This is a genomic window from Edaphobacter sp. (assembly GCF_035532915.1).
Classification (GTDB): Bacteria; Acidobacteriota; Terriglobia; order Terriglobales; family Acidobacteriaceae; genus Edaphobacter.
In genome coordinates, this window is record NZ_DATKQC010000367.1 from 1 (window position 1) to 13629 (window position 13629).

Genomic DNA, 13629 nt, shown 5'->3' on the forward strand with positions numbered 1-13629 from the left:
GCTCCGGTCGAACTGCATGAAAACCAAATTCCAGATCTCGACATACCGCTGCTCGTCCTTCGGGAACGGCAGGTCCTCACCCGTCTCCGAAGCCGCAATGCCAAGGTCGTAATATATCTCCGAGCACGGCCCGCACGGCCCGGTATCGCCCATCGCCCAGAAGTTGTCCGCCGCGCCCATCTCGAAGATGCGCTCCGCCGGAACGCCCACATCGAGCCAGAACTGATAAGCCTCGGCATCCCGCGGCACGGCATCGTCGCCCTCGAAGATCGTCACATACAGCTTCGACTTATCGATGCCAAACCACTCCGGCGAGGTCAGCAGCTCCCACGCATAGGCGATGGCGTCCTTCTTGAAGTAGTCGCCAAAGCTGAAGTTGCCCAGCATCTCGAAGAAGGTATGGTGTCGCCGCGTAAAGCCGACGTTCTCCAGATCGTTATGCTTGCCGCCCGCGCGCACGCACTTCTGCGAACTGGCCGCCCGCGAATACTCGCGCTTCTCCGCACCCAGAAAGACGTCCTTGAACTGATTCATCCCCGCATTGGTAAACAGCAGCGTTGGATCGTTCGCCGGCACCAGCGAAGAAGAGTGCACGCGGCGGTGCCCCTTGGTCTCAAAAAACCGCAAAAAGTCTTCCCGAATCTGGCTTCCCGAACGATATTCCATATAGCTAAAAGTTTATCAGCCTGATTCACCACTCAAGCCCAGCAGATTCATCACTCCTGTACTCCAGGCCGCCAGGTAATCCCCTCCAGCTTCAGCGCCTCATCGTTTGTAGCCCGCAATCTTGCAAACTCACACTGATACCGCACCATCTCCATCGCGCAAACCAGAGCATCAAACGCATCTTCACTCCCCAGCGCCTTCGTCATCACCCCACGCGACAACCCAACATAAGCCTCATCCGTCTTTTTCTTCGCCGCCAGATAAGCCTTTCGCGCCGCAGGATTACTCTTCGCCACCGCGCCCGTCAGCAGCCGCGTATACATCTCCACCAGCAACGGCTGCGGCCTCTTCGCGCCAAGAACAGCATCTTCGTACGGCCACACTCGAAACCCTGCCTCCCGAAGCTTCAGCAGAAACGGCATCGCCCGCAGCGATCCCGTTCCCACGCTGCCCGAGCCGCCAATCTGAAATGGAGACTTCGGCGTAATCCCCTTCACCTTCGCCGCCCGCTCCGGATCCCTCGCCAGCAGTTGTGGAGCGAACTTGTTATCCATGTCCGTCCACCGCATCGATCGCTGCAATCCTTCGCCGCAGAACTGCGCTGGCCGTTTATGCGGCTTGCCCCAGAACCGCTCATCACGCTTCACCTCTTCGCACTCCCGAGCCAGCCAGCGCTCGCCATGGCCCGCCGCCACATGCCGCCAGAAATCGAAGACCGTAGCGCATCTATGCTCCTTGAGAAACCACGCCGGAAAGCTAAAGCAGCAATCGATCCCCACCACCATTCGCGGAGTCTCCCGCGCCAGCGCCACCAGCCACTCCATCAACTCCTCGCGGGTGCGCCCCGCCTCCAGTGTCACCACGCCACGCGTCCACACCCCGGCCCAGATGTGCCGCCGCTGTCCCGCGGCATCCACCCTGCCGCTCCAATCCACGGCAACAACTCGCTCAATCGTCGTCATCGTTCTGCCGGACGTACGCATCCGAGTCCGCCGCTGGCTCGTGCCGCTCCGCATACTCGTCGGCGTCATCTTCCTCAAGCCCCGCCAGCGAATCCTCAGGCACATCCCACTCCCGCAGCACCTTGAAGATGGCCGAAGAAGAAAACCCCGCCCGCATCAGCCTCCCCATCACCCGCGCCGTCTGCTTTGGCGCGTCCGGCCCGCTCGGCTGCTTCATCCGCTTCCGCGCAACATACGCCCGAGCCAGCGCTACCTCGTCCACATCGTCATACGCCTTCGCCAGCGTAGACGCCACCAGTTCTTTGTGGACGCCCTTCTGCATCAGGTCCTGTTGCACCCGCCGCCGCCCATGCTTCTCATTCTCCTTGCGCAGCCGCGTGTAGTCGGCCGCAAACCGCGTATCGCTCAGGTACTTCAGCTCCGTCAGACGAACGACCACGGCGTCCATCGCCCGCTCCCCGGCCTCACCTTCCTCGGCGCGGTTTTTCATCAAGCGGCGCAGATCGCGCACCGTCCGCATCCTGCGCGCCAGCACGCCCACGGCATACTCAAACAGCCCGGCCTCGCCCACCGGCTCGCGCTTCTTCGGTCTCGCAAACGCCATCGCACGTCCTCTCCACCATCATGCATCACGACTGTGCATTTCTATGCATGTAGAAAAATCGCCAGATAAGACCTAAGCTTATTCGCAACATCATAGCTGTTGCTCCACTCCTCCCCATGGGCTCCCCACATAGTTCAGCTTATTAAGGAGAAGCCATGCAAACCTTCAAGTTGTTCGGAAGCATCGCCATCGTAGTTGTTCTGCTCATTCTTTGTTCAACCGCACACGCCGATACGTATAAGATCTACGATCTCGGTGATGACAATGGCCAGGATATCGTAGGAATTGACGCCTCAGGGACAGTCGTTGCCTTCAATAACTCCCTTCATATCTACTTCGCCGAAACCGCCGGAGGAGCAGGGTACGCCTCGACTACAGATCCAGGCTTGACCTACGACAATGGAACGCCATGTTCTCCGGTCTTATCCGCAGGGATGTCTGTCCTTGGCAGGGCATCCTGCAACAATGGATATGAAGTGTTTGGCGGAAATTACCTGGGTGACAACATAGGACTGTATACCGGTCCTGACCCTGCTGACTATCTGCATTCTGGGTCCGTCGATGTTCTGGTCTTGAACTCCTCCGGTGACTTTGCGTGGTCCGATGGTCGGGATGAGGAAAACTACCTGGCCATCGATCTCAGCTCGCAGGTTCCAGAACCCAGCAGCATCCTGCTCCTTGGCACAGGCCTGCTCGCCGCAGCAGGAATGCGCCGACGCCTCTTCTCATAGAAGAACGGCTTTTGCTGTTGTCATAAACAACGCTGTCTTAATCCATCCTCCAACCCTAAGCGAAAGCGAATGAGTAGCGGCACTGCGTCTCATGGTTAGCTTGCGCTACAGAGTGTTCGCAGCCGAATACTTCCCGCTATACGTCCACTGATCGCACCAGTCATTCACGGTCTTGTACCAAAGCTGTGAGTTCTGCGGCTTCAGCACCCAGTGCCCCTCATCGGGGAAATAAAGCATCTTGCTGGGGACATGCAGCAGTTGCAGTGCCGTGAAGAGCTGAAAGCCCTCCGACACGTCCAGCCGAAAGTCCTTCTGCGAATGGATAATCAGCGTAGGCGTCTTTGCATTTTTAATCGACAGCATCGGCGACCACTTGCGGAACGGGTCCTCGCTTGCCGGCTTGTTGAAGTAGTCCCACGGATACGCGGGACGCGTTTGTTCCACCATGCCGTTTGCCATCGACGGTCGAAACTCCCACTGATTGAACCACAACTCCTCGGTCGTTCCATACGCACTCTGCGGGTTGTACATGCCGTCGTGGGTCACGATGCACTTGAAGCGGTCGGTGTGCGTCAGCACCCAGTCGGCCATGTATCCGCCATAGCTCGCCCCCAGCGCGCACTCCCGCGTCTTGTCGATAAAGGGATACTGCCTCTCCGCATAGTCCAGCCCCTTCATTAGATCGACATAGGCCTTGCCGCCCCAGTCGCCGCTCACCTCGTCGACAAACTTCTGCCCATAGCCGGTCGAGCCGCGCCGATTAATCATCACCACCACATATCCGTCGGCGGCAAACAACTCCGCATTCCAGCGATAGCTCCACGCATCGCCCCACGCCGTCTGCGGACCGCCATGCATCAGGAACTTCAGCGGATACTTCTTCGCTGCATCAAAGCCCGGCGGCCGAATGATGAATCCCTGCACCGACGTATTTCCCGCGCCGGGGAAGATGAAGCTCTCCATCTTCGGCAGCTCCAGCGATCTTAGCAGCGCGTCATTCAGATGAGTCAAACGCACCACTGGCGCGCCGCCGCCACCCGAGGCATTCAACGCAATCGCGGCAACCGCCGCAGGGTGCCGCACCGTCTGCACTGACGCAACAAGCGTCCTTCCATCCCGCGAAACCTGCAGCCCGCCATACTCCGCTTTATTCGCCACCGCAGTCGCCTCAGGCAGCCCTACCTGCGTCGACAGGATGTTCTCCTCGCCCATCTCGCCGCTGGCAAAATAAATCGTCTTCGAGTTCGGAGCCCATGTAAACTCGTCCACCCAGTTGTCGAGCTTCGGCAGCATCTCCGTAATCGCCTTGCTCTGCCGGTCGAACAGCATCAGCCGAAAGCGGTCACTCTCGAATCCTGCGCGCGCCTGCGAACGGAACGCGATGTACTTCCCGTCCGGAGAATAAGCAGGAGCGTCATCGCTGCCCGGCGAGGTCGAAATCTTCACCGCCCGCGCCCCCGGATCGTCCAGCCGCAGCGTGATCACATCGTTGTTCGTGCTCGTCGCCGGAACCGGGTCAAGGTTGGTCACATACGCAATCTCCTTCGAGTCGGGAGCCCACGCATAGCCCACCGGGCCGCCCAGCGAAAACACCGGAGCCTCGGCATCGCCGATCTCCCGCCGCGGCGTCAGGTCGCGCACCGCATTGCCGTCCGTGGCAGAAACCACCATCACATGGCTGCGCTTGTCGCCGATGTAGTGGTCCCAGTGCCGGTACAGCAGATGGGTAAAGATCATCGCCTTCACCGGACTCGCGGCCGCCGCATCGTCCTTGCGCTTGTTGCAGGCATCCTCTTCCAGCCACGACTCCTCATCGCTGCACTCCGGATAGACCCGCGACACAAATAAAATTCTCTGCGAGTCCGGCGACCACACCGGTCCATCGGCCTCCGTGCTTGCATTGGTCAGTCGCTTCGGTGTCCCCAGCGTTCCCGCCGCCTCGTCCCACGAAGCCACGAAGATCTGCGAGTGCCCGGTCGCACCGTCCGTCGCCACAAACGCCACCTGCTTGCCGTCCGGCGAAAAGCGCCCGTTGGTCTCACCCTCCTTCCAGAACGTCACCTGCTTCTCTGAAGAGGTCGAAGCCGCGCCGTGTCCGCCATTCAGCGGCACCACCCACAGATGGCTTACCTTGGTATTCGCCGCCAGGTCGACATCGGTTGCCGCGAACATCACCCATTTGCCGCTCGGCGAGACCTGCGGATCGTCGATCCGCTTCATCCGCTGCAGATCCGCGAACGTCATCGGACGCTTGCCCGAAGCCGCGATCACATCCAAACCGGAAGCCTCTGGCGAAGCCACCCCTGTACTCTGCGCTAACGTCACCCCGCCCAAAACCGATCCCAAAAGTAACCCGGCAAGCATCTTCATCGCGTCAGTCTACTCCCGAAATCCGCTCTCAAACCTCGAAAAGTATCTTGCCAGACACTAGAACAACCACGCATCTTGCCGTGTCAGGAACAGCAAAAGCCCGATCTTTCTGAATTTGCTTTAAGCGACCTCTGATCAAGTCATGGTTTTGAAGGGACGCGGCTTCAGCCGCACCGTAAGTCTCTCTATGAAAAGAGGCTTTAGCCTTTAAGGGGTCATTGGGACTTAATCAGACTTTCCCTAAGCGACCTCGCGCGTGGCTCCGGAAAAATTCCGCGCCGAGACCTCTCCCAAAGGCAGCTCCACCATCACCGCCGCCCCATACGGATGCAGGTTGAATGCGCGGATCTCCCCGCCATGCTCATGCACGATCCCATAGCAGATTCCAAGCCCCATCCCCAGGCCCGGCCCAAACGGATCGAACACTCGCCCCGGCTCCTCGAAGCCCGGCCCGGTATCGCTCACGATCATCTGCACCGACGTCGCGTCATGGCTCACCGAAACGCGTACCTCCCGCTCCCGCTCCGCGTCGCCCTCGATCGAATCGATCGCCTGCGCTGAGTTATTCAGGAGATGCTCCAATACCTGTCGCAATGCATCTCCATCTCCCCGCACCGCCGGTACATCGTCCTCCGCATCCACCGCCAGCAGAATGCCGCGGCTCTCCAGCTTGTCCTCGCACTCGGCGGCCAGTTCCCGTAACAATCCAACAAGCTCCACCGGTTCATCGATGCGCGTCTCCGAATGCTCGGACCTAACCAGTCCCTGCATTGTCTGACGCATCCGCAAGGCTTCATTCACAATGGTCTTTGCGTTGGCTTGTATCCGCTCGTCCTTCGCCGTCTCCACAATCTGCTCGGCAAACTCAAGCACCGTCGTCAGCGGATCGCTCAACTCCTGCGCCACCCCGTTAGCCACGATGCCAAAGCCCGCCAGCTTCTCAGCATGCTCCAGTTGTTCCATCGCTTCGGCGCTTTCGATGGCCCGTCCCAGCTTTACCGCGAGCGCCTCCAGTGGCGCGATCGTCTCTTCGACCGTCTGCCGGCGCAGGCTCATCAGTCCGTCTGCGCACACCGCCAGCACGCCGCGCATCCCTCCCGCGGAGGTCCGCACCGGGATCATGATCGCCCGGCCGCACCCGGTATCGGTGGCGCTTTTGCCCAGCACAACTGCGAAACTCCTCTCGCCAAGGCGAGTGGATACTTCATCCGGTCCCGTTTCCATCAGGCTCTCGCCGCAGACCTGAAGCTCTTGAACTGTGGTCTCTTCGATCCCCACGCTGCCCGCCGCCTGCATTCGCCCCTCTGTATCCACCGACAACAGCGCCACCCGCTGGAAGGAACTTTTCCTGGACACCAGCCGGCACACCCGCTTGGCCAGCCCGCGCAAATCCTCTCCGCGCAACGCTGCATCGAGCCCGGCGTAGGCCTCGAACTCCTCGCGAATCCTGCGTTCCCGTCGTTGCTCTTTTGCGTGAAGCCGCTGCTCGTGCCCCATCAACAGCACCGCGCCACCCAGCCCCAGGATGCCGATGAGGCATCCCCAATGAAGAGCCCATAGGTTACTTAGCCAGCCCAACATCACCAACCCTCACTTTTAGCGTCTATTGTTTAGATAGGGGAGGGGAAGCTGCCGTTGCCCCGCCTCTTCATGGAGTTCTCGCCAAAATGACGCTGTCTCCTCGCCTTCGTGCCTCTGCAAGCCTCTTCGCGCTGCTGGCAGTCTTCTGCCTCACCCTTGCGTCAATCGCGGTCACTCCCATGGCCACGGCGCAGGAACCGGCAGGCTTCGGCCCACTCGATCCCACCCCGCCTAAAGACATGACCCCGCAGCAGATCATCACCAAGTTCGCGGCCCGCGAGTCCGTCTTCAACATCGCCCGTCAGAACTACACCTTTCGCCAGACCGTCAAAGTCGACACTCTCGCCGAGGACACCAACAAGGTCGACGGCGAATACATGCAGGTCACTGATATCCTCTTTGATTCCAGCGGCAAACGCGACGAGCACGTCGTCTTCGCCCCCCAGAACACCCTCGAACGCGTCATGATGTCCCCCGCCGACTTCCAGGACATCGAGCACCGTCTCCCCTTTGTCCTCACCACCGAAGACCTGCCCCAGTACGACATCACCTACCTCGGCCGCCAGCACATCGACGAGATCGATACCTATGTCTTTGACGCCAAGCCCAAAGTCCTCGAAAAAGGGAAGCGCTACTTCCAGGGCAAGGTCTGGGTCGACCAGCAGGACTTCCAGATCGTCCTCGTCAACGGCAGGTCGGTCCCCGACGACAAGCGCAAGGGCCACGAAGACCTCTCCCCGCCTTACACCACCTACTATCAGCAGGTTGACGGAAAATACTGGTTCCCCACCTACACCAAGGCCGAGGGCAACCTCCACTTCGACGGCGGCAACGGCTACTTATCTCAGGACGTCCACCTGCGCACCATAGTCAAATACACCGACTACAAACAGTTCCACGCCACCAGCCGCATCATCTACAACGGCCAGGACATCACCGACAATAAAGCCCCCGCGGACAATAAACAGACCCCGGCGACGACCTCCAAGCCCTGATCCCCACGGATGGCCACAAGCACTTCGATTGATGAAGAAGAAATATCATCCTAAGCGAAGCTTCTTGCCGTTTCATCGCGAGAGGCGCACTCGAATCCCCTAAACAGACTCGCAGTGCGCACTGGGGTCTTCATGCTGCGCCGTCATCCAGCGGTCGATCATGGTGCCTGCGCAGCGTGCACCGCACAGGTGTTTCACGCCTTCTTCATGGGCCTGCCGCTGCTGCCATCGCGTCAGCTTGATCAGCGGCTGGTCGTCACCGGGGCTGATGCCCTCGAAGCAATCGGTCCACGCCAGCCACCAAAGATCATTGTGATTTTTCTGGCTGCCGCATACATCGCACTGAAAACTTTCGCTTCGCGCCATTCAGGACTCTCCTGCCGCTGAAATTATCACACTTGCAGCCTGTCCTATACGACAAGAAAGCCTGATGCTCGACGACAGCTATTTTCTCTCAGGTGTAACTTCCCTTGTTTGTCATTTCCAAAAGGAACAGGTGCGGCCGCCTTTTGTTTGTCATTCCCGAAGGGAATCTGCGTTTGCTCGAATCACCAAAACTACATCTGGAGAACCTCTCTAAGGCGCTTCTGCCCATGTTCTTTTAACCTCCAGTCCCGGTCCATCACCCTCCAAGGTTATAGGTGACGTTGATCGTCGTTTCTACCGCTCTCGGATTTCCATTTAGCAGGTACGGCTTATATTGCCATGTGCGCACAGCATCCATCGCACTTTGCCGCAACTCCTCCGGTCCGCTCGTTACCTGCAAACTCGTGATCTCCCCGGTCTTGGAGATGATGGCCTCTAGAACCACCGTACCCGACACATGCGCCTTGCGCGCATCAGCAGGATAGGTCGGATTTTGGCCGCTAATTTTAGCCCCGGCCACGGTTCCGCTTGCTACCCTCACCGGCCCCTTCGGTGCTTGCGTCGTTGCAGTCGCTGTTGCAGGCGGCGGCTCATTCACCTCCAGATGCAGCGCCAGCGCCGACCCACAAGTCGCAACTCCAACCACAACGCATATCGCTGCCGATCCGACCCGCAGCAATCCTTTCATCTCTCTTGGCTTCGTCATCAGGTTCATAATTCTCCTCTCCAGAATGTTGGCATCGAAGATTCCGATGGCGTGAATGTTCACGGTCTGCGTCTGGTTCAGCATCATCGACGCCAACCGCAATAAGGATCGTGCATAGAGTTCTCTGGTGGTTACAAATTCCGCCGCCTTCGCGTCGCACACCAGCTCGCGGCTCTGCCTGATCTGCGACTTCAGCCATCGCGTCATCGGGTGATAGCTCATCGGCAGCGCGACCAGTTCGTAAAACACGTTCTTGGCGAAGTCGCGCCTTTGCATGTGCGCCAGCTCATGCCCCAGTGCCGCCTCCACGTCGCTCGCCTCCGCCGTCTCCAGAAAATCGACAGGCACCAGCAGCGTTCGCCGTCGAAAACCCACCGTCAACGGGCCTGCGATCTTCGGCGTGCTGGCAATCTCCACATCGTTTACATCGAAGACGCGGCAGCACCGCTCCCACATCGCTTCCCACTCCCCCGCAAGCGCCAGCCTCTTCGATCCGCGGCAGAGGCTCGCGCTTTGGATGACTCCCCACACCAGCCGCCCGCAGAAGAAGAGCACCAGCCCCAGATACAGGATCGCCGCGCCATGACGCAGGCCCGGCGGCAGATGCAGCGTTGTGCCCGAGATCTGCGTAAATCTTCCCATCTCAACCTGTACGGTTCCGGCAGCCGCAGCGCCGGAGCCAAAGCCATGCGGCAACCACGCAACGGTTCCCGTGCAAGCCGGTAAAATCGCCGCGATCAGCAGCGTCGTCACCCAGACCCAGTGCTCCGCCTGCGGCCCCATCCGCCGAACCAGCCGGGCGCAGCCATATCCCGCCAGGCAAACCAGCGGAACCTGCCACAGCGAGTTCACCAGGTATCCCAGCACAAACGTTTCGAGTCCGCTCATCGCTCGCCTCCGCCTTCTTCCGCCTCTTCGAGCCTGCGGCTCAGCTCCGCGATCTTCTTCGCATCGATCTGCTTGCTCTTGATCAGGCTCATCACCAGCTCTTCGCTCGATCCGCCGAACATGCGGTCCACCACATCGCGCAGCGCATGGCTCAATGCCTTGGCCTCGGAGACGGTAGCGCTGTACTCATACGCCCGCCCCTGCAGCTTCCGTTTCAGCTTTCCTTTACGGTGCAGAATATTCAGCATCGTCTGCACCGTCGTGTAAGCCAACTGCTGCTCCAGCCCCTCCTGCACCTCACCCACATTGCTCGTGCCCCGCCGCCAGATCACCTGCATGATCTGCAACTCCAGCTTCGTCAAACCCTCTTTATCCTGCTCGCCCATGACGCATCTCCTAACAACTTAGGACATTATGCCGAGACTTCAATGCGTGTCAACTAAAAACTTAGGAGATAAATTCAGAATCGTCCTCCGAAAAGCCTCAGACTTCAGAAGATCAGACGGAAGCCCCAGACTTCAGAAGATCAAGACGCTAAGAAAGAGACCGGACTCAGAAGATGTTGAATACCCAGTTCCGTTTCAGTTCTGCTCTAGTTCTGCTCTAGCTCTGTTCTGGTTCTGTTAAGGGCACGGCTTCAGCCGTGCCATACCCGCCCATTTGCAATGCGGCTTTAGCCGCTGAGGTACGCTTCCTTCATGGGGCCACTCCTTCAGCCCAGAGCCAGGCCCGCAAAAAATCTTGTCAAGCCCTAAATCGTACAAGTACATTGCAATCAACAACATAAAATTGCAAAAGAGTTACGTCCCCTTTGCTACAATTAAATCAGCAGGCAACACCAAGCAGCCCGGCGAGCGCCGGGCTTTTGCATTTAACCGAAGTCCAGACTTAAGTCCTTTTTTTCGAAGACTTTAGTACTTAAGTACAGGGGGGGTACCTCCCAGGAAAGAGAGCCAAATGCCGGAAAAGCGTCGCTAAGCCGCGTCACCCGCCTCAAAGTACAGGTACTTCCGCCACGCGGCGTCCGCGCTGCCGATCATCCGCATAATATGCCGCGAGGTATGCAGGCTGAATGGCCGTGGCTCCCGTTGCAGCATCATGTCCGTCAGCTCATGGAGCAGTTGATTGCCCTTGCGCCGGTTGCAGTCATGGCAGCACGCCACTAAATTCTCCCAGGTCGAAAGGCCACCCCGCGACCGTGGAATCACATGGTCCAGCGTCAACTCGCCCGCCGTCAGCACGACCGAGCAGTACTGGCAGCTATTCCTATCCCGCAGCAAGATGTTCTTGCGCGAAAGCGCCCGCGTCTGGTGCGGAATCCGCCGATATTCCAGCAGACGGATCACGCTTGGCATCGCCACATTCATCCGTGCTGCGTGGAGAATCGCACCCTGTTCTTCCTCGGTGCGTGCGACGCCCTTCAGCACCAGCACCAGCGCCCGCCGCGCCCCGCAGATATTGATCGGCTCATAGCTTGCATTCAGCACCAGCACCGGTGTCTGCATCGCCGGTTGCCGGAACACTCCAATCCGGACATCCGCATCCGACACCAGCCGCCCGCTCGCATGGGAGCTTCCATGCCCCGAGTGTCGATTCCCAGTTAGCCTCTGCTTCCGTGTCTTCCCCGATTGCATCGTCCTGCCCTCCGGTTCAAATCATCCTTAGCAAGTAATCAGCGCAAATCTGCCTTCAAGATTCATCCCAAAACTCAACCATCTCTCGCTGCGCCCGAGCCAGCGTCGCAACCCAAACCTTCGTCGCTCCAGACCGTCGCAAAACCCGCGCACACTCCCGAGCCGTAGCTCCAGTCGTATAAATGTCATCCACCAGCAGAACTTCGCGCCCTGCCAACGCTGCGCCATCGCGCACCGCAAAAGCACCCTTCAGGTTCCGCCTGCGGCCATGCGAGGTCAGCGCAAACTGACTCTCCGTATCCCGCACCCGCCGAATCACCCCGTGCGCCGCCCGCAGCTTCCACTCCGGCTGCGTCTTCTCCAGCGCGGCCAGCGCCGCATCCGCCAGCAAAACCGCCTGGTTATACCCTCGCTGCCTCTCCTTGGCCGGAAACAGCGGCACCGCGACGACCATCAACTCCGCGCCAGGCTGCCCTTTCAGCATCTCGATGGCGTGAGCCAGCATCCCGCCCAGGGGACGCGCCACAGCGCTCATCCGCTCGTACTTCAGCAGATGCACCATCTCCCGCAGGCCATCCTGATAGACGCCGTAAGCCACCGCCCGCTCAAACTCCGGAGCCACCATGCGGCAGGGCGAGCACAACAGCCCCTCGGCAGGGAACTGCCCCGCAAAGCGAACCCCTTCCAGATCAAGAGCTTCCCCACACTGTCTGCACAACGTGGCCGTCTGTACGGCAACCGCACCCAAACAATCCTCGCAAACAGGAGAGAGCCCAGCTCGAAGCAGCGGTCCACCACAAACCCTGCAATCGGCGGGAAATAAAGTTGTTACCAAATCATCGACGACAGCCCGAACCACCCGTCCCGGCTTTTGCCGTAAGCGCGTCATCGCGCTACCATCGGCCACTCTGGCTTCGAAACCAGGCGGCGTACCGGGCGGACCCCCGGCTCTACTCCCGAGCGCATTGTCATTCAAGCATTCGCTGAAGACGCACCTCACTCGCCGGCGCTCCAGGTCGGTCGGACCGCGCCATGCCCGCAGTATACGCCTAAGCTGTGGCTTTTTTGCAAATCGCCGCACCACTCTTGATGCATCTCTGCCCCGGCCTTATGCCCGCTGATACACTCCCATCCAGCCGGACAGATTTACCTTGGCAGCGGGGGACAAGCGCAGAATGGCAACGCCAACCATCACCAAAACTACCTATCAGCCCTTCGTCTCCGCCAGCGACTCCCGCCGCGAGCTCACTCCCCGCGCCCTCATCCTTGGCGGCCTCTTCGGCGTACTCTTCGGAGCGGTCACCGTCTACGTCGGTCTCCGCGCCGGTCTCACCGTAGCGGCGTCGATTCCAATCTCGGTCCTCTCCATCAGCATTCTGCGCGCCTTTGGCCGCGCCAGCATTCTCGAAAACAACATCGTCCAGACCACCGGAAATGCTGGCCAGTCCATCGCGTCGGGCGTCATCTTCACGCTGCCCGCGCTCATCTTCTTAGGCTTCGATCTGGAGAGCACAAGAATCTTCGCCCTTGCGCTCTTCGGAGGCTGGCTCGGCGTCCTCTTCATGATCCCGCTCCGCCGCCAGCTCATCGTCGAAGAGCACGGAAGCCTCACCTATCCCGAAGGCACCGCCTGCGCCGATGTTCTCGAAGCCGGAGAGCGCGGCGGCTCTTTCGCCAGCCGGGTCTTCCTCGGTCTCGGCCTCGGCGGTCTCTATACCCTCTTCCAGAACGACAACCTCTTCTCCCTCTGGCCCTCGCAGCCCGACTATCAACCCAACCTCGGAGCGCAGCATCTGCTCAAAGGCTCCGCTATCCGCGCCGACTGCACGTCTGAGTATCTCGGCGTCGGCTACATCATCGGCCTCCGGGTCTCCGCCATCATGCTCGCCGGGGGAATCTTTTCCTGGCTCGTCCTGATGCCAGCGATCTACTTCTTCGGCTCCCACCTCACCAGCCCGATCTATCCGGGCACCACGCTCATTAGCAATATGACGCCCTCCGATCTCTGGAGCACTTATGTCCGCCCCATGGGCGCCGGGGCCGTCGCCGCCTCAGGCTTAATCACTCTGCTCCGCACCGCACCGACAATCATCTCCGCGCTCACCGAAGGCCTCGGCAGCATGGGC

At 59.7% G+C, this 13629-nt stretch carries 13 protein-coding genes; 3 read left to right on the plus strand and 10 right to left on the minus strand.

Annotation, left to right across the window (positions count from 1 at the left end; all coding sequences use genetic code 11):
- The 3 genes from VMU57_RS17440 to VMU57_RS17450 all read right to left on the minus strand — a co-directional run.
- Nucleotides 1-666: alanine--tRNA ligase-related protein (locus VMU57_RS17440; protein ID WP_325385734.1), on the minus strand; the 666-nt coding region annotated here is incomplete at its 3' end.
- A 50-nt stretch (nt 667-716) separates the two neighbouring features.
- Nucleotides 717-1649 carry a hypothetical protein gene (locus VMU57_RS17445; protein ID WP_325385736.1) on the minus strand — a complete coding sequence of 311 codons (933 nt, stop codon included), beginning with the start codon at nt 1647-1649 and terminating at the stop codon, nt 717-719.
- Nucleotides 1615-2232 (minus strand): regulatory protein RecX, encoded by a 618-nt coding sequence (locus VMU57_RS17450; RefSeq protein WP_325385738.1) that lies wholly within the window; start codon nt 2230-2232, stop codon nt 1615-1617. The genes VMU57_RS17445 and VMU57_RS17450 overlap by 35 nt, the downstream gene beginning before the upstream one ends.
- A 155-nt stretch (nt 2233-2387) precedes the next feature.
- Here VMU57_RS17450 and VMU57_RS17455 point away from each other — a divergent pair, with 155 nt between their 5' ends.
- A complete protein-coding gene (locus tag VMU57_RS17455; protein WP_325385740.1) occupies nt 2388-2963 on the plus strand; it encodes a PEP-CTERM sorting domain-containing protein in 576 nt (191 codons plus the stop codon).
- Between the two features lie 105 nt (nt 2964-3068).
- Here VMU57_RS17455 and VMU57_RS17460 read toward each other — a convergent pair whose 3' ends face one another.
- Both VMU57_RS17460 and VMU57_RS17465 read right to left on the minus strand, forming a co-directional pair.
- Nucleotides 3069-5333 carry a S9 family peptidase gene (locus tag VMU57_RS17460; protein ID WP_325385742.1) on the minus strand — a complete coding sequence of 755 codons (2265 nt, stop codon included), beginning with the start codon at nt 5331-5333 and terminating at the stop codon, nt 3069-3071.
- Between the two features lie 240 nt (nt 5334-5573).
- Entirely contained in the window at nt 5574-6914 is a 1341-nt protein-coding gene (locus VMU57_RS17465) for a HAMP domain-containing sensor histidine kinase (RefSeq protein WP_325385744.1), read from the minus strand.
- A gap of 86 nt (nt 6915-7000) precedes the next feature.
- Between VMU57_RS17465 and VMU57_RS17470 the strand changes: the two genes are divergently transcribed.
- Entirely contained in the window at nt 7001-7909 is a 909-nt protein-coding gene (locus VMU57_RS17470) for a hypothetical protein (protein WP_325385746.1), read from the plus strand.
- Nucleotides 7910-8008: 99 nt separating this feature from the next.
- On the opposite strand, the gene VMU57_RS17475 is transcribed toward VMU57_RS17470, so the two are convergent.
- From VMU57_RS17475 to VMU57_RS17495, 5 genes are all read right to left on the minus strand, one after another.
- The gene (locus VMU57_RS17475) at nt 8009-8275 is read right to left on the minus strand and encodes a hypothetical protein (RefSeq protein ID WP_325385747.1); all 267 of its coding nucleotides are present in this window, start codon (nt 8273-8275) and stop codon (nt 8009-8011) included.
- A gap of 256 nt (nt 8276-8531) precedes the next feature.
- A complete protein-coding gene (locus tag VMU57_RS17480; protein WP_325385749.1) occupies nt 8532-9869 on the minus strand; it encodes a M56 family metallopeptidase in 1338 nt (445 codons plus the stop codon).
- A complete protein-coding gene (locus VMU57_RS17485) occupies nt 9866-10255 on the minus strand; it encodes a BlaI/MecI/CopY family transcriptional regulator (RefSeq protein ID WP_325385751.1) in 390 nt (129 codons plus the stop codon). The genes VMU57_RS17480 and VMU57_RS17485 overlap by 4 nt, the downstream gene beginning before the upstream one ends.
- Before the next feature lie 588 nt (nt 10256-10843).
- A complete protein-coding gene (locus tag VMU57_RS17490; RefSeq protein WP_325385753.1) occupies nt 10844-11503 on the minus strand; it encodes an HNH endonuclease in 660 nt (219 codons plus the stop codon).
- A gap of 55 nt (nt 11504-11558) precedes the next feature.
- Nucleotides 11559-12221: a ComF family protein gene (locus tag VMU57_RS17495; RefSeq protein WP_325385755.1), complete on the minus strand. Its 663-nt coding sequence runs from the start codon at nt 12219-12221 to the stop codon at nt 11559-11561.
- A 457-nt stretch (nt 12222-12678) separates the two neighbouring features.
- Here VMU57_RS17495 and VMU57_RS17500 point away from each other — a divergent pair.
- A partial coding sequence (locus VMU57_RS17500; RefSeq protein ID WP_325385756.1) for an OPT family oligopeptide transporter occupies nt 12679-13629 on the plus strand: 951 nt, incomplete at its 3' end.

Bases quoted from the DNA above. Each gene is read 5' to 3' on its own strand.
- VMU57_RS17445 (WP_325385736.1), bottom strand. From the start codon at position 1,649: ATGCGTACGTCCGGCAGAACGATGACGACGATTGAGCGAGTTGTTGCC.
- VMU57_RS17450 (WP_325385738.1), bottom strand. From the start codon at position 2,232: ATGGCGTTTGCGAGACCGAAGAAGCGCGAGCCGGTGGGCGAGGCCGGG.
- VMU57_RS17455 (WP_325385740.1), top strand. From the start codon at position 2,388: ATGCAAACCTTCAAGTTGTTCGGAAGCATCGCCATCGTAGTTGTTCTG.
- VMU57_RS17460 (WP_325385742.1), bottom strand. From the start codon at position 5,333: ATGAAGATGCTTGCCGGGTTACTTTTGGGATCGGTTTTGGGCGGGGTG.
- VMU57_RS17465 (WP_325385744.1), bottom strand. From the start codon at position 6,914: ATGTTGGGCTGGCTAAGTAACCTATGGGCTCTTCATTGGGGATGCCTC.
- VMU57_RS17470 (WP_325385746.1), top strand. From the start codon at position 7,001: ATGACGCTGTCTCCTCGCCTTCGTGCCTCTGCAAGCCTCTTCGCGCTG.
- VMU57_RS17475 (WP_325385747.1), bottom strand. From the start codon at position 8,275: ATGGCGCGAAGCGAAAGTTTTCAGTGCGATGTATGCGGCAGCCAGAAA.
- VMU57_RS17480 (WP_325385749.1), bottom strand. From the start codon at position 9,869: ATGAGCGGACTCGAAACGTTTGTGCTGGGATACCTGGTGAACTCGCTG.
- VMU57_RS17485 (WP_325385751.1), bottom strand. From the start codon at position 10,255: ATGGGCGAGCAGGATAAAGAGGGTTTGACGAAGCTGGAGTTGCAGATC.
- VMU57_RS17490 (WP_325385753.1), bottom strand. From the start codon at position 11,503: ATGCAATCGGGGAAGACACGGAAGCAGAGGCTAACTGGGAATCGACAC.